The following is a 19,913-nucleotide window of genomic DNA, read 5'->3' on the forward strand; positions in this document are numbered from 1 at the left end:
CCTTGAATTATTCAAGGAGAGGGCTTTTTTTGTTACTGAAAAAAGGGGGCAATTTATTATGGAAGAAAAATTACTAATGACACCAGGTCCTACTAACGTTCCACAAAGAGTTCTTAATAAAATGGCTGAGGCTGTAATACACCATAGAACTGTGGAATACGGTAAGCTTTTTGGAGAAATGAATGAAAGAATTAAGATGGTCTTTCAAACTAAAAACCATGTATTGACTTTTCCAGCTGCAGGCACTGGAGGACTTGAGTCGGCTATAGTTAATATGTTCTCAGCTGGAGATAAGGTATTGATAGTATCTATAGGTGTATTTGGAGACAGATTTATAAAGATAGCAAAGATATACGGCTTAGAGGTAGATGAAATAAATGTTCCTTGGGGCAGAGGAGTAACAATAGAAGAGATAAAGGAAAATCTTCGAGAGGATCATAAGGCATTAATAGTAACGCATAATGAGACTTCTACAGCAACTACAAACCCTATAAAAGAAATAGGGGAGTTTATGAAGAATAAAAAACAACTTTTCATAGTTGATGGAGTAAGCTCTATAGGTGGATTAGAAGTTAAGATGGATGAATGGAATATAGATGTTTTAATTACTGCATCTCAAAAGGCACTTATGACTCCGCCAGGGCTTGCATTTGTTGGGGTTAGTGATAAGGCATGGGATGCAGCTAGAAAATCTACTCTTCCAAAGTTTTATTGGAATTATTTAAATGCTAGAGAATATCTAGATAAGCCAGTTCCAGAAAATCCATATACACCAGCAGTATCTTTAATTGCTGCAGCAAATGAAGCTCTAAAAATGATTGAAGAAGAAGGACTTTATAATGTATATAAAAGACATGAAATTTTAGCTGAAAAGATAAGACAAGAAACTGAGAAAATGGGACTAAAGATATATACAGATAAGAAATATAAATCAGATGTTGTTACAGGATTTGTATTTGAAGAGGAAGGAATAGCTTCAAAGATTAAGAAAAAAATGGAGAATGACTTCGGTATAGTAATAGCTGGAGGACAAGGAAAACTAAAAGGAAAAATGATAAGAATAGGTCACATGGGGTATGTGACCGATGAAATGGTTGATAGAACACTAAATGCTTTAAGACAATGTTTATAATATAAAAGGGGGTTTTTAATATGAATAAGGGTAAAGTTTTAATAGTTGAAAGAATCGATGATGCGGGGGTAGCACTTTTACAAAAAGAGCTAGAGGTAGATTTAAGAATAGGTATAAAAAGAGAAGAACTCTTAGAAATAATTCATGATTATGAAGGTTTAATAATAAGAAGTGACAATAAAGTAGATAAAGAGCTTATGGAAAAGGCTACTAAGCTTAAAGTTGTAGGTAGGGCAGGAAATGGAGTTGACAATATAGATGTTGAGGAAGCGACAAGAAGAGGTATTATAGTTGCGAATACTCCAGATAGTAACTCAATTTCAGCTTGTGAACTTGCAATTACGCATATATTAGCAGGAGCAAAAAAATTTACTTTTGCTGATAGTTATCTAAAATCAGGAAATTGGGACAGAGATCTTTTTATGGGAAATGAAGTTTATAACAAAACTCTTGGAATAATTGGACTTGGTAGAATCGGAGCTCTTGTTGCTACAAGAATGAAAGCTTTTGGACTAAAGCTAGTAGCTTATGACCCATATATATCTGATGAAAGATTTAAAAGATATGATGCAGAGAAGATGGAGACTTTAGAAGATTTACTAAAAGAAGCAGATATAATTACAATTCATACACCAAGAACAAAAGAGACTATAGGAATCATAGGAGAAAGAGAAATTTCTCTAATGAAGGATGGAGTAAGAATTGTAAATGCTGCTAGAGGAAAGCTAATGGAAGAAACTGCATTATATGAGGGACTTAAGAGTGGAAAAATAGCAAGTGTAGGATTAGACGTTCATGATGATGAACCAAGATATTCTGCTTCATTATATGAATTTAATAATGTAACTGTATCACCACACATAGGGGCAACTACAGTAGAAGCCCAAGAAAATGTTGGAGTTACTATAGCTCAACAGGTTATAAATGGAATTAAGGGAGGAATTGTACCTAACGCTGTTAATCTTCCAGGAATAAATAGAGATGAGCTTAAAGAAATTAAGCCATATATTGAGCTTATGGAGAATCTAGGAAAGGTATATTATCAATTAAATAGCGAACCTGTAAAACATGTAGACATAGTATACTGGGGAGATTTAATGAAATATGACACAGAAATGCTAGAACTTGCTTTCTTAAAAGGATTATTCCAGCCTATTAGTAATGAAAGAGTAAATTATATTAACTCTAAGATTTTAGCAGAAAGAGGCGGTATAGGAATAAGAATAGAAAAAATGAATGAAGAGTATGATAATTACTCTAACTTAATTACAATAAAGATTACAAATAATAACGGTAATGAATTTACTATTGCGGGAACAGTTTCTAATAAGCAAGAGGGAAAATTTGTTGAGATCCAAGGCTATGAAATAGATGTAAAGCCAAGTCAGTATATGTTATTTGTTCAAAATAAAGATGTACCAGGAGTTATAGGTCAGGTAGGTACCCTTATCGGAAAAGAAGATATAAACGTTGCTACAATGCAAGTTGGAAGAAAAACAAAGGGAGAGCTTGCCTTAATGGTACTTAATGTGGATAGCGAAGTATCAAAAGAATCTCTTGAAAAATTTAAGCAACTTGACAATGTTATAGAGGTAAAAACAACTATATTATAAATACAATGATAATTTTATAAAGACCTGTTTTCATTAAGTAAATTATTTAATGAAAACAGGTCTTTATTTATTTAAGAAATGATTTTTGGCAAGAAAATTGCTTGTATATAATTGTAAAAAGCAAAGGAGGTTGGTTCACTCTTACAGAACAGAGTTCACAATGAAAAATTATCATTTATGAGACAAATATATAGTTAGCAAAATAAGAAAGAATAGATTTCTACTGGGTTCAAGATTAGAAAGAGGTATTATCAGTTTTGAGACAATGATTAAAAAATGAGAAGATGGGACTTGCATTTTAAAACTTAATATTTAGGAGGTCGTTATATGGATTTAAATTTTACAGAGGAACAATTAATACTACAAGAGCTTGCAAGAGAATTTGCAACAAAGGAAGTTGGACCTATTGCAGCTGAAATTGATGAAACAGGAAGATTCCCAAGAGAAACATTTAATAAGATGGCTGAAATAGGATTTACGGGAATTGGAACACCTACAGAATATGGGGGTTCTGATGGGGATGATATCGATAAGGTTATCATCGTTTCTGAGATTGCTAAAAAGTGTGCGGCTACAGCGGCTATTCTATCAGTACACACAATTTTTGCTCAAGTAATTCAGAAATTTGGTTCAGATGATCAGAAACAAAGGTATTTGCCACAGGTGACAGAGGGTGGATGTCTTGGTGCTTTTGCTTTAACAGAACCTAATGCAGGTTCTGATGCAGGAGCCGCTAGAACAAGGGCTATTCTAGATGGAGATGAATATGTTCTAAATGGAACTAAATGTTTTATTTCAGGCGGAGGACAGGCGCAGTACTTACTAATTTTTGCATTAACAGATCCATCAAAAGGACTTAAAGGTTTATCTTGTATTATTCTAGAAAAGGGAACTCCAGGATTTACAGTAGGTAAAATTGAAAGTAAAATGGGTATTCATGCTTCAGAAACAGTAGAGCTTATATTTAATGACTGTCGTGTTCCAAAAGAAAATCTTGTAGGTGAAGAAGGTAAAGGGTTTATGATAGCTATGGCTGCTCTTGACGGAGCTAGAATTGGTATTGCAGCCCAAGCACTTGGAATTGCTGAGGGTGCTTTAGAAGAAAGTGTTAAGTATATGAAGAAAAGAGTTCAGTTTGGAAAACCCCTTACAGCATTGCAAGGACTTACATGGTATATATCTGATATGGCAACTAAAATTGAGGCTGCTAGATGGTTAATTTATTATGCGGCACACTTGAGAGTAACTGGAAAACCTCATACCAAAGAAGCAGCTATGGCTAAAATTAATGCAGCAGAGACAGCAAGATTTGTGACGAATCTCGCATTGCAAATTCATGGAGGATATGGTTATATGAAGGATTTTCCACTAGAGAGAATGTATAGGGATGCTAAGGTTACTGAGATTTATGAGGGTACCTCTGAAATTCATAAATTAGTAATTTCAAGATCAATATTGGGTTAGTTTAAAGAAGTTAATAAAAAAAACTTTAATTTTAATATAATACGATAATAGGGGGTAGTAAGTATGAGTGCTATGATTGATGATACTAGCTTAAATATGAGTGGATATAGTATAGATGAAATGTATATAGGACAAAAGGCTAGCATAAGTAAGACTATTACTGAATCAGATGTTAATACCTATGCAGGACTAATTGCAGATTTTAATCCTGTGCATATAAATGCTGAGTATGCAAAAACAACAAGATTTGGAGAGAGAATTGCTCATGGAATGTTAACAGCGTCCTTTTTTTCAACAATAGTAGGAATGTGTATTCCAGGAGCTGATGCGATTTATCTAGGACAAAATCTAAAATTTATAGCTCCTGTTAAAATAGGGGATACAATTACGGCTACTGGGGAAGTAACTAAGATAATTAAAGAAAAAAGAATTGCATACTTAAGAACAACTATTATTAATCAAAGAGGAGAAGTAGTTATTGATGGAGAAGGGACTGTAATGGCTACAAAGTAAATATATTTCAGTAATTTACTTGAAACATATAATAAACCAACAATAAATTGAATAGATATTAATAGATGAGTAAATAAATAGGCAGACTAAGGAGCAGTCTGCCTATTTACATATAAATTCATAAATGTGTAGAGGTGTAATAGTTATGAATGATGATTTAAGAAGGTACAAATACATATTTGATGAAATACTTACAATGACTGATGATGGATTTATTGTTATTGATAAAAATGGAATTGTTACAGATATAAATGACCAGTATTGTGATTTTTTAGGGACAAGCAAAGAAAAAGCTATAGGAAGAAGTATAAGAGAAATAATATCAAATACAAAGATGATTGATATAGTAAAAAATGTTTATAGAGAAGAAGGGACTATACATAAGTTTGTAGATGGTGAGACTAAAGAAAGTGATAATAGTTTTTTGTTAGTTAGTAGATCCTGTGTTCTAGATGAAAAAAAGGAAGTGATAGCAGGGGTAGCACAAGTAAAGTTTAGATTGAAAACACTTGATTCTGCTGAAAAGCTAATGAGAGAATACTCAGAACTTCAGTTTTATAAAGAAGAATACAACAAGTTGTGCTTAAATCAATACTCCTTTGATGGAATAGTGGGTAAGAGCAAGGGATTTTTAGATATTAAAAAGGCAGCTATGAAAGCATCTAAGAATTCTTTTTCTGTTTTGATAACAGGAGAAACAGGAACTGGTAAGGAGGTTTTTGCTCGAGCCATTCATAATAATAGTTATAGAAGTAAGAAACCTATGGTCAGCATTAACTGCGGAGCAATTCCGGGAGACCTCTTAGAGTCAGAATTATTTGGGTACGAATCAGGTTCTTTTACAGGTGCAAAAAAGTCTGGGAAAGACGGAAAGTTTATACAAGCTGATGGTGGAACTATTTTTTTAGATGAGATTGGTGATATGCCAATGAATATGCAAGTTAAGCTCTTAAGAGTATTGCAAGAAAAAGAAGTTGAAAAAATAGGTGGAACTGTTCCAATTCCTGTAGATATTAGAGTAATAGCAGCCACAAGACGAAATCTTATGCAGATGATAGAAGATGGAGAATTTAGAGAAGATTTATACTATAGACTTAATGTTATTAATATTGAAATGGTTCCATTAAGGGAAAGAAAAGAGGATATACTTATATTCGCAAATTATTTTCTAAATAAAGTTAATATCGAATATAAGACTTCTGTTACATTAAGCAATGAAGTTCAGCTATGTTTTCAGAATTATTCATGGCCAGGTAACGTGAGAGAATTAGATAATATAATTAAGAGTTCTTATGCATCATGTGATGAATTTATGATACAGTTAACGGATTTGCCAGCTAAAATGGTTTCAAGTCACAAGGCAAACTGTACTTCATATTCTAACAAAAAAATGCTAAAGTATATGGTAGAAAGCTATGAGTCCTCTATAATAAGAGAAGTTATAGAAAAATGCAATTGGAATTGTCAGATAGCTGCTAATGAACTTGGAATTCATAGAAGTCTTTTATATAAGAAAATGGATAAGTTTGGGATGAAGATTAAAAAAACAATTTAAGAGTACATATTATTTTATATAAATTAGGAATATCTTACAATATAGGGGATACTCCTAATTTTTTTTCTACATATATTAAATTAATAAGAATTAATATATAATACATTTATATTAGGAGTGAAGTTTAAGAATATTTTAGGGGGCGATTTTATGAAAATAGGGTATGCAGCATCAGCTGGTGAAAAGGAAATATTTGATACTATAAATTATGCATATAAAAATGATTTAAGTGCGGTAGAACTTAATGTAAATATGCCTATATTCTTTCCAGAAAAATTTAGTAAAGAAGAGAGAGAAAAAATAAAGGAATGTAGTAGGGAAAAAAGAGTAGAGCTTACTCTGCATGCTCCAGAGGATATTTCACTTCTTCAATTACAAAAGGAAGTAAATAGAGCAGGAATTAGTAGATTAAAAGAAGTAATAGATTTTGGATATGATATAGGGGCAACTAGGATGACTATGCATATTGGACCTGCAGTATGTTTTACATTAACAGATAGAAAGACCTATCTAGATGAGATTTATTATGAAGAATACAGGAAGGTTTTAGAAGAGAATTTGAAGGAGTTAGTGGCTTATTCTAAAAACAAAATAAAGCTGTGTATTGAAAATTCAGGAAGATTTCCAGTTAAGCTAGTTCAAGAAGTTTTAGAGAAGTTACTAATGGTGGAAGAAGATTTATTTTTAACATGGGATATAGGGCATTCTTATGAAAATAAGTATAATGAAGTAGAATTCTTTTTAAAGCATGTTGATAAAATAAGAACTTGCCATGTTCACGATAATAATGGAAAAAGTGATCATCAAATTATTGGAGAAGGAAATGTTGATTTTAGTTGGCATTTTGACAAAATGAAGAATAGAGACATAGTCTATATAATAGAAGTAAGACCAAGAGATAATGCAGTGAATTCAGCAAAGTTCCTAAGAAATATAATTTAAGAAGCAGAAAGATTAGAAGACTAAAGATAGAATAGGTACAGATTCTATGCCATCTAGATTTAGTCTTTTATAAAGATTTTAAAAATTAACGATTATTTAATATTGTAAAATATGGAGTTGTCTAAAATATAATGGTACAATTAAATAAGCGTATATGAAACATGGTAGTAAGTTCCTTAATATTTATAGTCTGAATGTACTTGAATTTTTGATATTTTTATCGATAATAAAGTAAGAAAAATTTCAAAGGAGGGTGGAGGAATGAGGAAAATATTTAGTATAGCTAAAGTTATAATTATTACAACATTATTTCTATGTAGTTATACACTGGCATTTGCAACAGGGATACAGTTTAACGAATTGCCTTCTCAACAAAATAAAAATATAAACAAGCCATGGACTGTTAAATTTAATTTAGAACTTGATGGAAGTACCATCAATAATACCAATGTAATAGTTAAGAGTAGTAATGGTAAACAAATGAAAACAACTATATCACTAGGCAAAGATAATAAGTCCTTAGTAATATATCCGCCAGTTGGAGGATACATTCCAGGAACAACGTATTCTGTAGAGTTAAGTACCGAAGTTAAAAGTAAAGATGGTAAGAAATTGTCCAAGCCTACTAAAATGAGTTTTACAACTTCCAAAGTATATGAAGATTCTACAAGTTATGTAGGACTACCTGTTATTAAGACTGTTGATATACTTGAAAAACCTGTTTTGAAGAATACTAAGACAAGCTTTAAAATTACAACAAATTACTTAGGAGATGTTCAGTATAGAATTTTTGCTTTTAAGTATCCAGATGAAGTTTATGATAATCCAAATACATATATTAATTCTCCTACATACAATGAAATAACAAAAGGATATACAACTGCTATAAGTGCAGCTAATCCATACACATTTTTAAAGTCAGAGGGTTTTGAATTAGGCAAATATAAGATTCTGATTTATGTAAAGAATAAGGGAACAGTAGGGCAAAATAAAGATGCTAATACGGATTATGATAATTATTATTCTACATATTTTAGAGTACTTTCAAATAACATATTTGAGAGTAATTTGAGTAGTATAGCAAGTACAGATAATACAATAATACCTACTATTTCATATACAAGCTATGACAAGAGCTTAGATGAGGCTGCTTTAGATCAGCTTAATGGGGCGCCAACCTATAGCGAAGGAAATTCATGGATGATACCAAGTAAAGAGTTAATAAAATATTACATGAATCCAAATAATTTTTTAGATAACACTTATAAATATAAGTTTTTAAATTTAAATTATATGGAGGGTGTTACTGAAGCTGACTTAAACAATATATTAAAAGGTAAGGGTGCCCTAAACGAAAAAGGAGCTGTATTTTTAAAGGCTGCTAAGGATAGCAATATTAATCCTTTATACCTAGTGTCACATGCCTTACTTGAAACTGGTAATGGAACCTCTACACTAGCTACTGGAATTCTTGTAAGTTCAGTAGGAGGAGTTAAGGTAGAACCTAAAACAACATATAACTTATTTGGAATAGGCGCAATAGATTCTGCTCCAGAAAAAGGTGGTTCAGAACGAGCTTATAAAGAATGTTGGTTTAGTGTAGATGAAGCAATAATAGGAGGAGCTAAGTTTGTAAGTACTGACTATATAAATAGTGAAAAGTACAAGCAAAATACACTTTATAAAATGAGATGGAATGTTAGTGTAAGATGGCATCAATATGCTACAGATACTGGATGGGCTCGGAAACAACTTGCAAGAGTGAAATTTGAAGAGCTTATGGCACAGGTTACGTCAGCAAAGCCAGTCTATGAAATTCCTAAATTTAAATAATGTACAAGCTACTAAGAAAAAAAATAAGTCATATAAGATTAGTTAAATCTTATATGACTTATTTTTTTTAGTTTATAGAAAATTATAATTTTATTCTTTTGTGGATAAACTTATAATTTTCTATAAAATAGGGTGTGCAGAGGGGGAACCCATTGCCGTAATAAGGGGGGTGCTCAGACGCATAGCGTCGTCGAAGGGGGACTAGGTCCCCATAGCGAAAAAAATCGGCGTAGCCGACTTTTTTATTCAATAACATAATCTGAACCTTTATTATTTATTTGTAAATTTAACTTTCTATCTTTAGTATAGCTTTGAAAGGAAGTCAGATTAATTGTTTGATTAGTTTTGCCAGAAATATATATAGTAATGGCATGTCCGCTATCTATATAATTTTTATTTATTACATTTTTTTTAGTGGCTTCTTCAATAATTAGTTCTAAACCTTTAGTTACATGTAGATTTTTTAAATCCAACTCAGATAACAACTTTCTACCAGAGGTACTAGTAGGTTCAATGGATACTATCTTATTCCATTTGTTTACTTTTAATTGTATAGTGGGAGGGATACTTATTATAACGGAACACGAGGAGCTGAAGTAGTAGTATATATGCCTACCAAAAATAATTACACCTGCTAATATGGCAATGAATATAAGGCGCTTTATAATAATAGGTCTTGGAATTGAAATGGTTCCAGAGTAAATATCACCTATCTTTGGAGTATTTCCTTGAAGCTTTAGGTTGAAAAATTCACCATGTACAGTCCGCACACATATAAAATCTGTAGCAACCTTAACTACTACACCAGTTTTTCTTTTCATATAGTCCTCCTAAAATCAACTTACTTATCTTTATGTTCTTTACTTTTATTATTTTTAGAGTTATTTTTCTCATTATAATTACTGGATTTAGGTATGTTTTTTTCTTTATCTTTTTTATCGTTTAAATCTGAATTTATATTTGCATTAGAATCCTTAACTTCAGCTTTTGAACTATTTTTAGGATTCTCATAAGACTCATCTATATTATCTTTTTTATTATTATCTTTATTATTTTTCAAATTCTTATTAGATTTAGAAGGAGTAACTTCCTTAATATCAGTATTAATATTTTCCTGTTCTTTTTCTAATTCTTTTCCATTTTTTATTATATCATTCTTAGCATTGTTTTTACTATAGTCAATTTTAATATCTATTTTTTTAGAACCAGCTTTTTCTTGGAGTTTAGGTAAATTTAGTGAAGTATCTTTGGAAGAAGTAACACTTAAAGAAATGTATTGTTCTTCTTTAAGGTTATCTTCATTTATAAAGTGTTCTTTTTCGGCTTCATCTAGAATTATTGTAAGTCCAGTATCAATATCTTTATTTTTTATATCTATAGAACTAGCTAATTGCTCACCAGTTTTATTTAGCGGTATAGTTTTTATTATTTTATTCCATCTATTTAATTTAAGTTCAAGAGACGGATTTATATCAACCACTACAGAAGTAGTTGGTGTATAGTAAGCATAAGCAGCTCCCCCAATAGAGGTGAAAAATGCTAGGCAAGCTGCACTAGCTATATATTTGTAAAAGTTAGGTCTTTTATAAATTTGTCCTGTATAAGTACTTCCGATAGATGGGAGGGTATCATTAATTGTAACGTCTACAAACTCACCATTAGGAGTCATTAAGAAGGCTCTTTTGTTTTTTATTTCCATAACAATTCCTGTTCTGCTATTCATTATTTTCACCAACCTTTATATTTAAATAAGATTTTATATAAGGATAATTTTTACTTGAAAGTATCAGTATTAAGGTAAGTAAATATCTGCGCCATTTTTCTAGATATCTTTTTTTGCAATTAGTAAAAAGAGCTATTTGGCTTATAGGGAGTAACCTCTTACTTTTTATATAGTTTAATATATCCTCATTACTAGAGCAGAGCAATGCTACATTTAATAAATTATTTCTAGTATCAATATGAGAGGGTGAAGAATTTATAAGTTCGTTAAGACTTAGCTTATATTTAGCAAGTTCCATAGAAAATTCAGCAATTTCCTCTGATCTTTTAGCATTTTCACAGTCAAGTTCATATTGATTTAATGATATTTTATAATCTATATACTCAGTAGTATTAATGTCATCATTATCGTTATTGAATATAATATAGGGTGTATTCCCTGTCTTTCTAAAAAAATCAATAAGGGAATTTTTTATTATAACAGAGGCATAACTAAAGAAGTTGCCCCTATCTTCACTATATTTATCACAAGCAGTATTAAAGGAGATAAGAGCAATGCTAAGTTCATCATCGTTATTCCAATCTAGCTTTCGTTTACATATTTTATAGGCAATGCCATATATAAAGTTTTTATTCTCTTCTATAAATTTAGTTCTATTATTATAAATAAGATCTGTTACATTCATTGCATCACCTCTCTGTCACTTCATATATATATATACGTATTGTACCCTATATTTAAGATGGGGTGTATCTTAAGATATTACCAAAATAAAATTATAGTTTAAAAACTTTTTTATCTACCCCTTAAAAATCAAAAGGTAGGTGCGTACATATATGCAGAAAAGAAAATAAAACATTTTGAGGAGGATGTACCGATGAAAAAATTAAAAATATTTGTGGTAACAGTAGCAATGCTTGCTAATATTGGGGGAGCTGCTCTTGCAGAAGGGGTGGATTCATTAGCAAATTCAGCTGGAATCAAACCAGATAGTATATTCTATGGCGTAGATACAGCATTAGATGATGTAAAGATAGCACTTGCTTTTAATGAAGAAGCAAAGGTTGAAGTTATTACTGATGTTGCAGAAGAAAGGCTTGGAGAATCAGAAGTTATGGTTGAAGAAGGAAAAGAAGACCTAGCTCAGACTGCTATTGAAGAATACAACAAAAACATGGAGACATCTAATGAGATACTTCAACAAATTATTCAGGCTACAGAAGGGGAAGAAGTTATAACAGAAACAGAGATTACTTTAGAAGATCAAGAAGGAACAGTTCTTGAAAATTCAAATCAAACTGAAGAAGTAGCAGCTGAAGAAAATGCTGTTATAGAAAATACTGATACTACAGAAGGTACAACTGTTACTGAAGAAAATACTACAGTTGAAGAAGTTACAACAACTACTGAAACTTCTACAGAAGAAGATGCTACAGCTACAGAAGAGAATACAAATGTAGATGAAACAAATAATACTGAAGAAACTGTTGAAGAAGAAGTTACTGAAGAAGCAGTTCAAGTAGATGAAAAAGATAATGAGAAATTAAAAGCTTTAGAAGCTAGAATAGTTGCAAGACATAAAAAATCAATCGAAGTATTAAAAGCAATACAAGAAAAGGTTTCAGAAAATGCTAAAGAGACTATTGCAGCTGTAATTGAGATGCAAACTGCAAGACAAGAAGCTATGATAAAAATGGTTGAACAAAGACATGAATTTAATACCGTAAAACAAGATGTAAAGGAAACTTTAGTTAAGCTTGAAGAAGCAAAACAAAGTGGAGATGAAGTAGCAATTAAGGAAGCAGAAGAAGTAGTAACTGCTAAAAAAGAAGCTTTTGTTGAGGCAAAGAGTGAATTTAAAGAAGCTTTTAAAAATAATATGGTTGTAAATAAAGCTATCAAAGAAGTAAAGAAAGAGCTTAAAAAAGAACTAAAAGTTGAAGTTAAAGCAGGAAACATAACTAAAGAAGAAGCAAAAGAAGCAGTAAAATCTATTGATACGAATAATGGACAAGGCGTTGTAAATAGAATTAAGGATAAAGCTGAAAAGGTTAAAGATGAAGTTAAAGAATTAGAAGATAAAGAAGGCAAGGAAGAAGTAAAAGAAAAAGAAGAAAAAGCTAGAGAAGAAAGAAAAGAAAATGAACAAAAGGGAAAAGAAACAGCAAAAGAAGCAAAAGAAGCAAAAGAAAAAAGTAAGAAATAAGATGGGGAGTAAAGACTAACTTTGCTACCAAATAATAAAATCAGGAAGAAACCTATAGTTTGATGGACTATAGGTTTCTTCTATTGATGTTATATAAGTAATACTAAAATACCTATCAAAAGATTTAAAATACTTATGTTATAATAATGAACATAAGCACATATTTATGATTAGATATAGATTTTGGAGGTAGGTAGATGAAAAATCAATTTAAGATAGCTATAACTATAATACTTATTATAGCTGTAGCAGGTATATATTATAGTAAGAATATTTATGGCAAGAAAGATAAGTTGGAGACTAGTATTACTAATAGAATAGAAGATATTATGAAGGTACATAATGGAGAACTTAAAAAGCTGGTTATTATGCAGTTATCTACAAAAACCTGCCCTAATTGTGTAGAAATGTATCCTATAATGAATAGTATAAATGAAAAGTATGGGGATAGGGTTATTGTTGGTGTTGTATATTTAGATGATAAGAAGATTTTAGATACGGCAATGAAACTCGCTAGAAAATATGAGGTTATGTATGTTCCAACAATAGTGTTTTTAGATAAAGATGGCAGGGTAGTGTCAAAGAAGGTTGGAGTCATGACAGAGGAAGAAATATTAGATATATTAAGTAAAATGGAAGTGATTTAATGGGAGAACTACTAAGGGATTTTTCAAGTATAATCTCAAGTAATGTGTATTTAGCGCTAGGTTTATCTTTTATAGCCGGAATAGTATCTTCATTTAGCCCTTGCGTATTATCTAGTATTCCACTTGTAGTTGGATATGTTGGAAAAGCAGGAGTTAAAGATAAGAGCACAGCTTTTAAATATTCATTATTTTTCTCCGTTGGAGTAGCTATGACCTTTACAATAATTGGGGTAGTTGTTGCAAGTATTGGACGCTTTATTAATTTAACTGGGACATCGTGGTATCTAATACTAGGAGCTATAATGCTCTTTGTGGGATTGAAGCTTATAGGTGTAATTGGAGAGGGAACTAGTAGCTGTAAGGTGCCAAATAAGAAAAGAGGATTATTTGGGGCATTTTTTCTAGGTATTGTAGGAGGAGGATTATCATCACCTTGTGCAACTCCTGTAATGGCCGCGATCTTAGCATATGTAGCTCAGCGAGGAAATATAGTAATTGGAGCACTAATGCTTCTATTGTACTCTATTGGACACTCTATACTAATACTTATTGTGGGAACTTCAGTTGGATTTGCCCAGCAACTAAGCATGTCAAGTAAGACTAAAACTATTGGAAATATAATAAAGATTATGTTAGGTATTATTGCTTTATTAATAGGGTTATATTTATTCTATCTAGGTTTTTGATTATTATATATTAAATTTATGTTTGAACTTTTATCCGATGACTACCTGTCGTAAGACTCCCATCTTAAGGAAGTTTAAATAAAAAAGGAAATCCATTTTGGATTTCCTTAAAATATTTATGCATGTTTTGCTTCGTCATAGCAGTAGAAATTTTTCTCAATAACAACAGGGTATTGAAGATCTCCTTTAAGCTCTTTATTCTGTTCTACTATAACATTTTTGTCTATTATTACTCTAGAGAGTTTAGCGTTTTCTTTGATTTCACAGTTTTGAAGTATTATGCACCCATCTAGTTCTGCACCTTTATGAATTATTACTCTTCTAGATATAATGCTATTCTTTACTGTTCCTTCTATAATGCAGCCATTAGCAATCAGTGAGTTGGAAACATTGGACTCGTATGAATACTTAGTAGGAGGAGCATCTTGTACCTTTGTATAAATAGGTCCTGCACCTAGAAATAATTCTTCATTCACTTTAGGGTTTAACATATCCATGTTTACTTTATAATATGAATTTGTAGAATTTATACATTCTAAGTAACCTTTAAACTCATAACCTTTTATTTTGAAATTCAAGGTATTTGCATAGATGCAACTTTTAATTGACTTATAGCATCCAGTAGATACACATTGATTTATAATACTTAATAGAATAGATTTTTTCATTATAAACATGTCCATTGATATATTATTAATAGATTTAACACCTATGTTTTTTCCAACACTTACAACATTATTGTTATCATCTAGATTCAAGGTATTACAACCAGAAAAACTTGAATCTGCATTATGAATATTTTTATATATTATAGTTATATCGGAACCGGATTTTTCATGATATTCTATAGCTTTAGTATAGTTTATATTACATATCATATTTGAAGATGAGAAAATAACATTGCTATGCTTACTTCTATATAAGTAGTCCACATTATCTTTAAATAAGTCCATATCATTCGTTTTTCCATCAGCAAAGTTAAAGTTAAACATAAAAAGTCCATTGATCTTTCTATCTAAATCCCATGGTTTACCAGATTCTAAATGATGTAGTAGAGATCTAGATTTGTCTTGGGTGTATATACCTATATTAGTCAACCCTGCATTTACCATATTAGATAGGACAAAATCAATTACTCTATATCTTCCGCCAATAGGGATTGCCGCTAACGGTCTGCTACTAGTTAAATTTTTTATGTGCTCATCATCCTCGTTTAAACTTATAATTCCCATATAGTCTTTAAGCATATTTATCCCCCTTGAATTATTTTATTATAGAGTTAATTTCAATTTTCTCATGATCTCCAACTACAGTTATACCTTGAGAATTTCCTATTATACTATTTTTGTGTATTTCACTTTCAGAACCAATGATACATTTTCTTACTATTACATTGTTTTCAATCTTAGTATTAGACATAATTACTGAATCCTCGATTATTGTATTTTCTCCTACATAAACACCAGGGAAGATTACAGAATTATTGACAGTTCCAAGAATACTACAGCCCTCAACTATTAAAGAGTTATTTATTTTAGCATTTGTACCTATATATTGAGGAGGTTTTGCTGGAGTTACAGAATATATTTTCCAATCCCTATCATGAATATTTAGTTCATTGTCGGGATTTAATAAATCCATATTAGATTCCCATAAGCTTTCAATAGTACCGACATCTTTCCAGTAACCTTTAAAAGGATAGGCATATAAATTATAACCAGAATTTAATAGTGAAGGGATAATATTCTTTCCGAAGTCATGATGAGAATGTTCGTCACGAGAGTCAGTAGTTAAGAACTTTTTTAAAGTTTTCCAGTTGAAAATATACACACCCATAGAAGCTTTATTACTTTTAGGATTTTCAGGCTTTTCTTCAAATTCATATATTTTGCTATCTTCATCTGTATTCATAATTCCAAATCGATTAGCTTCCTCGAAAGGAACATCTATTACCGCTATTGTTGCATCAGAACCTTTTTCTTTATGAAATTTTAGCATTTTAGAGTAATCCATTTTATATATATGATCACCTGAAAGTATAAGAACATGTTCAGGTTCATATCTATTAATAAAATGCATGTTTTGATATATAGCATCAGCTGTACCAATATACCAGTTACCACCGTCATTTCTAATATGAGGTGGTAGAATTGTAACTCCACCTTTATTTCTATCTAGATCCCAAGGGCTTCCTATACCAATATGAGCATTTAATATATGAGGTTGATATTGAGTTAAAACTCCTATAGTATCAATTCCAGAATTAGAACAATTACTTAAAGTAAAATCTATTATTCTATATTTGCCACCAAAAGGTACAGCTGGTTTAGCATTATTTGTAGTTAAAATTTTAAGTCGTGTACCTTGACCACCAGCAAGAATCATTGCTACTATTTCCTTTTTTAGCATTTATTTCACCACCGTTTATATTTGTAATAGCTTATCTTATAAATTGTATTAATGTTTGTATGAATATATTCAGGTTAATATATAAAATAGTTTATTATAATGTATTTAGCGCATATAAGTATATTACAATATTTTACAGTTAATTTCAATAATAAAATCCTAAAATTACCAAAAATAAAGTTTTAGGGATTTGAAATTTTAAATTTCAATATAATATTTATAGTTTTTCTAGAGAGATTTTCATTATAATACTTAAATATTTAAATTAATGGAACAATAACATTAAGAAAAATTTTTAGGAGGGAATATAATTGAAAAAAAGATTAAGGGTTTACATATTATTCCTTTGTGTATCTTTATTGTTTAGTGGATGTATAAATAAATCAGTTAACATGCTAATAAAACTAAAAAAAGGTGATTCATACAAAGTTGAAGTAGATAGCAGCGAAAAGATTATCCAAACAATAAAAGGTGGAGACACAGAAGTACAGTCTAAAATTAGAATAGGGTATTTATGCCATGTAACTAATATAGATGAAAATAAAAATGCGGATATTACGGTGAGCTTTGATACTGTAGATGCAAAATTCACCACAAGCAATGGACAAAGTTCTAATAATAAATCAAAAGGGGACGGTGGTGAAGAAGACAATGATGAAGAGAAAGAGCAAGAACAAAGTAATAGTCAGAAACAACCACCTTCAGAAAATAAAGAAGCTCTAGCTCAAGGAATGGATAAGTTTTCAAAGATTTATAATGCTCTAGTAGGAAAAAGTTTTACTATAAAAGTAGGGGAATATGGTAAAGTGAAACAAGTGGTAGGAATGGATGAAATAGTAAATAAACTTTTTACTGAGATGAATATAAAGAGTGAAAAAGATAAGGAAGAAATCAAAAAGGTTATGAAAGATAAGTTTGGAAATGAAGCAATAACAAAAAAGATAGAGAGAATAACTGCAGTATATCCCAATAAAAATATTAAAGTGGGAGAAAGCTGGAAAGAGGATAGAGATGTTTCGAATGAATTTCCTATAGTGACAGAGAATAACTATACTTTAAAAGAAAGTTCAGATGGAACATCAAGTATTACTGTAGATTCAAAGATAAAAGGTAAGGAAGAGGCTGAACCTACTATAGTAGATAATATAAAGATCAACTATGAGGATATTAAAGGAACTCAAAAAGGAAATATTAGCTTAAATGAAGAAACTGGTGTAATTAAAATGGCAGATATGGAGAGCAAATTTGATGGAAAAATGAAGTTTATATCAGATGATCCTAATATGGGGAGTATGATATTTCCTATATCTGTGGAAGAGAAAATAAGGGTTAATGTACTAAGACAGTAATGATACTTAAAATAGCTTTATAAACTTTAAGGATTCTAGAAAAGACAATGAATCCTTAAAGTACTCTATAAGATAATGGTGCTAAAATGGTAATGATGATTGTAAATATATTATGTTAAATTATAATATAAATGTGGGTAATTTTTGAAATTGACTAAGCGAAAATAGAATTGAAAAATTTATAGTTAAGGAATAAAGGAGGATGTATTATGGAAGGGGTAGTAGAACGATTTTTAAAATATGTTAAATATGATACAAGCTCTAGTGAAGAAACTGGAAAAGTACCAAGTACAGATACACAAATGATATTAGCAAAGGAATTAAGAAAAGAGTTAGAAGAAATGGGTATGAAGGATGTATCTTTAGATGAGAATGGGTATGTAATGGCTACACTACCTTCAAATACAAATAAGACTGTTCCAACAATAGGATTTATAGCACATATGGATACATCGCCTGATATGAGTGGAAAAGGAGTTAATCCACAGATTATAGAGAACTATAAAGGGCAAGATATAATAATTAATAAATCCAATAATATAGTATTAAAGATATCAGATTTCCCGGAATTAAAAAGTTATATTGGAAAAACATTAATAACTACAGATGGAACTACACTATTAGGAGCAGACGATAAAGCAGGAATTGCAGAAATAATGACTGCTGTAGATTATCTAATAAAACATCCAGAAATAAAACATGGAACAATTAAGGTTGGATTTACTCCAGATGAGGAGATAGGACAGGGAGCAGATCACTTTGATGTTAAGAAGTTTGGGGCAGATTTTGCTTATACTATGGATGGAGGCCCTATAGGAGAGCTTGAGTATGAAAATTTTAATGCAGCAGAGGCTAAGATAACTATACAAGGTAGAAATGTTCATCCAGGATATGCAAAGGATAGAATGATTAATTCAATACTTATTGCAAATGAATTTATAACAATGCTTCCACAGAAAGAAGTTCCTGAAAAAACAGAAGGGTATGAGGGCTTCTATCATCTTAACTCTTTTAATGGAGATGTTGAGGGCACAGTTCTTCAATATATAATAAGAGACCATGATATGAATAAGTTTGAAAATAGAAAAAGTACTATTACGAATATCATAGAAAATTTAAATAACAGGTATGGTGAGGGAGCAGTTACATTAGAAATGAAGAATCAATATTATAATATGAAAGAAAAAATTGAACCAGTGAAGCATATTGTAGATATTGCTTTTAAGGCTATGAAAGAGGTTGGAGTAGAACCTAAGGTAGTACCTATAAGGGGTGGAACGGACGGAGCAAAACTTTCCTTTATGGGACTTCCTACACCAAATATATTTGCAGGAGGTCATAATTTCCATGGGAAATATGAGTATATACCTATCTTTGCTATGGAAAAAGCAGTGGAAGTAATACTTAAAATAGTAGAATTATATGAAAAAGTCTAATGTAATGTGAAGATTTTAGTACAATAAAAATCAGCAGTTATTTTTTAAAAATTATGCTGCTGATTTTATTATTAGCATGTGCTTTAGTTAATATAAGAATAGTATTTATTTAAACTAGTGCATAGCCCTTTTGGCTGTTTTAAATAACTCATCCTCTATAAATGGAGCACAAAAGCTAAAGGATTTTTCATGGCCACATTCAGAACAAACACATATGCAGATATCATGTGGGATATTATCTAGCACATGAATCTCTAAAGATTCCGCTATAAAAGATCCTCCGCAAGCTTCACAAGGAGTAGAATTAATAATGCCATATTCACTTTCTATATACTTCATAATATCACGCAATATCATTTTTCTCCCCCAAATCGTATAAAGAATTATATAACCACATTTAATAGT

The 19,913-nt window shown here is 30.7% G+C and carries 18 protein-coding genes and 1 other annotated feature (1 of these 19 only partly in view); of the genes, 12 read left to right on the forward strand and 6 right to left on the reverse strand.

All coding sequences use genetic code 11. The features are described from left to right. Nucleotides 1-7, forward strand: a binding site (T-box leader) (it extends 199 nt beyond the left edge of the window). Nucleotides 8-58: 51 nt separating this feature from the next. From ACX0KU_RS05885 to ACX0KU_RS05915, 7 genes are all read left to right on the forward strand, one after another. Then, the gene (locus ACX0KU_RS05885) at nt 59-1,132 is read left to right on the forward strand and encodes a pyridoxal-phosphate-dependent aminotransferase family protein (protein ID WP_472991932.1); all 1,074 of its coding nucleotides are present in this window, start codon (nt 59-61) and stop codon (nt 1,130-1,132) included. 20 nt (nt 1,133-1,152) lie between these two features. Next, nucleotides 1,153-2,745 (forward strand): phosphoglycerate dehydrogenase, encoded by a 1,593-nt coding sequence (gene serA / locus ACX0KU_RS05890; RefSeq protein ID WP_472991933.1) that lies wholly within the window; start codon nt 1,153-1,155, stop codon nt 2,743-2,745. 327 nt (nt 2,746-3,072) lie between these two features. Continuing rightward, nucleotides 3,073-4,209, forward strand: a complete 1,137-nt coding sequence (gene acrC / locus ACX0KU_RS05895; protein ID WP_472991934.1) for an acryloyl-CoA reductase — start codon at nt 3,073-3,075, stop codon at nt 4,207-4,209. A 63-nt stretch (nt 4,210-4,272) separates the two neighbouring features. Next, entirely contained in the window at nt 4,273-4,722 is a 450-nt protein-coding gene (locus ACX0KU_RS05900) for a MaoC family dehydratase (protein WP_472991935.1), read from the forward strand. A gap of 145 nt (nt 4,723-4,867) precedes the next feature. Beyond that, on the forward strand, nt 4,868-6,277 hold the full coding sequence (locus ACX0KU_RS05905) for a sigma-54 interaction domain-containing protein (RefSeq protein WP_472991936.1): 1,410 nt from the start codon (nt 4,868-4,870) through the stop codon (nt 6,275-6,277). A gap of 150 nt (nt 6,278-6,427) precedes the next feature. Next, nucleotides 6,428-7,219, forward strand: a complete 792-nt coding sequence (locus ACX0KU_RS05910) for a sugar phosphate isomerase/epimerase family protein (protein WP_472991937.1) — start codon at nt 6,428-6,430, stop codon at nt 7,217-7,219. 261 nt (nt 7,220-7,480) lie between these two features. Beyond that, nucleotides 7,481-9,052 (forward strand): N-acetylglucosaminidase, encoded by a 1,572-nt coding sequence (locus ACX0KU_RS05915; protein WP_472991938.1) that lies wholly within the window; start codon nt 7,481-7,483, stop codon nt 9,050-9,052. Between the two features lie 242 nt (nt 9,053-9,294). Here ACX0KU_RS05915 and ACX0KU_RS05920 read toward each other — a convergent pair whose 3' ends face one another. From ACX0KU_RS05920 to ACX0KU_RS05930, 3 genes are read right to left on the reverse strand one after another with little or no spacing between them, the layout of a single operon-like run. Further along, a complete protein-coding gene (locus ACX0KU_RS05920; RefSeq protein ID WP_472991939.1) occupies nt 9,295-9,873 on the reverse strand; it encodes an anti-sigma-I factor RsgI family protein in 579 nt (192 codons plus the stop codon). A gap of 20 nt (nt 9,874-9,893) precedes the next feature. After that, nucleotides 9,894-10,775 (reverse strand): anti-sigma-I factor RsgI family protein, encoded by an 882-nt coding sequence (locus tag ACX0KU_RS05925; RefSeq protein WP_472991940.1) that lies wholly within the window; start codon nt 10,773-10,775, stop codon nt 9,894-9,896. After that, nucleotides 10,768-11,460, reverse strand: coding sequence for a sigma-70 family RNA polymerase sigma factor (locus tag ACX0KU_RS05930; RefSeq protein WP_472991941.1), 693 nt, complete (start codon nt 11,458-11,460; stop codon nt 10,768-10,770). The genes ACX0KU_RS05925 and ACX0KU_RS05930 overlap by 8 nt, the downstream gene beginning before the upstream one ends. A gap of 192 nt (nt 11,461-11,652) precedes the next feature. Here ACX0KU_RS05930 and ACX0KU_RS05935 point away from each other — a divergent pair, with 192 nt between their 5' ends. The 3 genes from ACX0KU_RS05935 (at nt 11,653) to ACX0KU_RS05945 (ending at nt 14,314) form a co-directional block, all read left to right on the forward strand. Beyond that, nucleotides 11,653-12,981 carry a DUF5667 domain-containing protein gene (locus tag ACX0KU_RS05935; protein ID WP_472991943.1) on the forward strand — a complete coding sequence of 443 codons (1,329 nt, stop codon included), beginning with the start codon at nt 11,653-11,655 and terminating at the stop codon, nt 12,979-12,981. Nucleotides 12,982-13,178: 197 nt separating this feature from the next. Continuing rightward, nucleotides 13,179-13,628, forward strand: coding sequence for a TlpA family protein disulfide reductase (locus tag ACX0KU_RS05940; protein WP_472991944.1), 450 nt, complete (start codon nt 13,179-13,181; stop codon nt 13,626-13,628). Further along, nucleotides 13,628-14,314 carry a cytochrome c biogenesis CcdA family protein gene (locus tag ACX0KU_RS05945; RefSeq protein WP_472991945.1) on the forward strand — a complete coding sequence of 229 codons (687 nt, stop codon included), beginning with the start codon at nt 13,628-13,630 and terminating at the stop codon, nt 14,312-14,314. Before ACX0KU_RS05940 ends, ACX0KU_RS05945 begins: the two co-directional genes overlap by 1 nt. A gap of 116 nt (nt 14,315-14,430) precedes the next feature. Here the strand turns inward: ACX0KU_RS05945 and glgD are convergent, their stop codons facing one another. Both glgD and ACX0KU_RS05955 read right to left on the reverse strand, forming a co-directional pair. After that, entirely contained in the window at nt 14,431-15,561 is a 1,131-nt protein-coding gene (gene glgD / locus ACX0KU_RS05950; protein ID WP_472991946.1) for a glucose-1-phosphate adenylyltransferase subunit GlgD, read from the reverse strand. 16 nt (nt 15,562-15,577) lie between these two features. Beyond that, nucleotides 15,578-16,723 carry a glucose-1-phosphate adenylyltransferase gene (locus ACX0KU_RS05955; RefSeq protein ID WP_472991947.1) on the reverse strand — a complete coding sequence of 382 codons (1,146 nt, stop codon included), beginning with the start codon at nt 16,721-16,723 and terminating at the stop codon, nt 15,578-15,580. Nucleotides 16,724-17,034: 311 nt separating this feature from the next. On the opposite strand from ACX0KU_RS05955, the gene ACX0KU_RS05960 reads away from it, so the two are divergent. Together ACX0KU_RS05960 and pepT are read left to right on the forward strand one after the other, a co-directional pair. Then, on the forward strand, nt 17,035-18,072 hold the full coding sequence (locus tag ACX0KU_RS05960) for a DUF6263 family protein (protein WP_472991948.1): 1,038 nt from the start codon (nt 17,035-17,037) through the stop codon (nt 18,070-18,072). A 209-nt stretch (nt 18,073-18,281) separates the two neighbouring features. Then, entirely contained in the window at nt 18,282-19,508 is a 1,227-nt protein-coding gene (gene pepT / locus ACX0KU_RS05965; RefSeq protein WP_472991949.1) for a peptidase T, read from the forward strand. Between the two features lie 114 nt (nt 19,509-19,622). Here the strand turns inward: pepT and ACX0KU_RS05970 are convergent, their stop codons facing one another. After that, nucleotides 19,623-19,865, reverse strand: a complete 243-nt coding sequence (locus ACX0KU_RS05970) for a metal-binding protein (RefSeq protein WP_472991950.1) — start codon at nt 19,863-19,865, stop codon at nt 19,623-19,625. Nucleotides 19,866-19,913: the final 48 nt, after the last annotated feature.

The organism is Clostridium sp. X (assembly GCF_055755365.1).

Excerpts from the sequence above, each read along its gene's own strand:
- ACX0KU_RS05900 (WP_472991935.1), top strand. The coding sequence starts at position 4,273 with ATGAGTGCTATGATTGATGATACTAGCTTAAATATGAGTGGATATAGT.
- acrC (WP_472991934.1), top strand. The coding sequence starts at position 3,073 with ATGGATTTAAATTTTACAGAGGAACAATTAATACTACAAGAGCTTGCA.
- ACX0KU_RS05920 (WP_472991939.1), bottom strand. The coding sequence starts at position 9,873 with ATGAAAAGAAAAACTGGTGTAGTAGTTAAGGTTGCTACAGATTTTATA.
- ACX0KU_RS05945 (WP_472991945.1), top strand. The coding sequence starts at position 13,628 with ATGGGAGAACTACTAAGGGATTTTTCAAGTATAATCTCAAGTAATGTG.
- ACX0KU_RS05910 (WP_472991937.1), top strand. The coding sequence starts at position 6,428 with ATGAAAATAGGGTATGCAGCATCAGCTGGTGAAAAGGAAATATTTGAT.
- ACX0KU_RS05915 (WP_472991938.1), top strand. The coding sequence starts at position 7,481 with ATGAGGAAAATATTTAGTATAGCTAAAGTTATAATTATTACAACATTA.
- ACX0KU_RS05955 (WP_472991947.1), bottom strand. The coding sequence starts at position 16,723 with ATGCTAAAAAAGGAAATAGTAGCAATGATTCTTGCTGGTGGTCAAGGT.
- ACX0KU_RS05885 (WP_472991932.1), top strand. The coding sequence starts at position 59 with ATGGAAGAAAAATTACTAATGACACCAGGTCCTACTAACGTTCCACAA.
- ACX0KU_RS05935 (WP_472991943.1), top strand. The coding sequence starts at position 11,653 with ATGAAAAAATTAAAAATATTTGTGGTAACAGTAGCAATGCTTGCTAAT.
- ACX0KU_RS05930 (WP_472991941.1), bottom strand. The coding sequence starts at position 11,460 with ATGAATGTAACAGATCTTATTTATAATAATAGAACTAAATTTATAGAA.
- pepT (WP_472991949.1), top strand. The coding sequence starts at position 18,282 with ATGGAAGGGGTAGTAGAACGATTTTTAAAATATGTTAAATATGATACA.
- ACX0KU_RS05940 (WP_472991944.1), top strand. The coding sequence starts at position 13,179 with ATGAAAAATCAATTTAAGATAGCTATAACTATAATACTTATTATAGCT.
- serA (WP_472991933.1), top strand. The coding sequence starts at position 1,153 with ATGAATAAGGGTAAAGTTTTAATAGTTGAAAGAATCGATGATGCGGGG.
- ACX0KU_RS05925 (WP_472991940.1), bottom strand. The coding sequence starts at position 10,775 with ATGAATAGCAGAACAGGAATTGTTATGGAAATAAAAAACAAAAGAGCC.
- ACX0KU_RS05970 (WP_472991950.1), bottom strand. The coding sequence starts at position 19,865 with ATGATATTGCGTGATATTATGAAGTATATAGAAAGTGAATATGGCATT.
- glgD (WP_472991946.1), bottom strand. The coding sequence starts at position 15,561 with ATGCTTAAAGACTATATGGGAATTATAAGTTTAAACGAGGATGATGAG.
- ACX0KU_RS05905 (WP_472991936.1), top strand. The coding sequence starts at position 4,868 with ATGAATGATGATTTAAGAAGGTACAAATACATATTTGATGAAATACTT.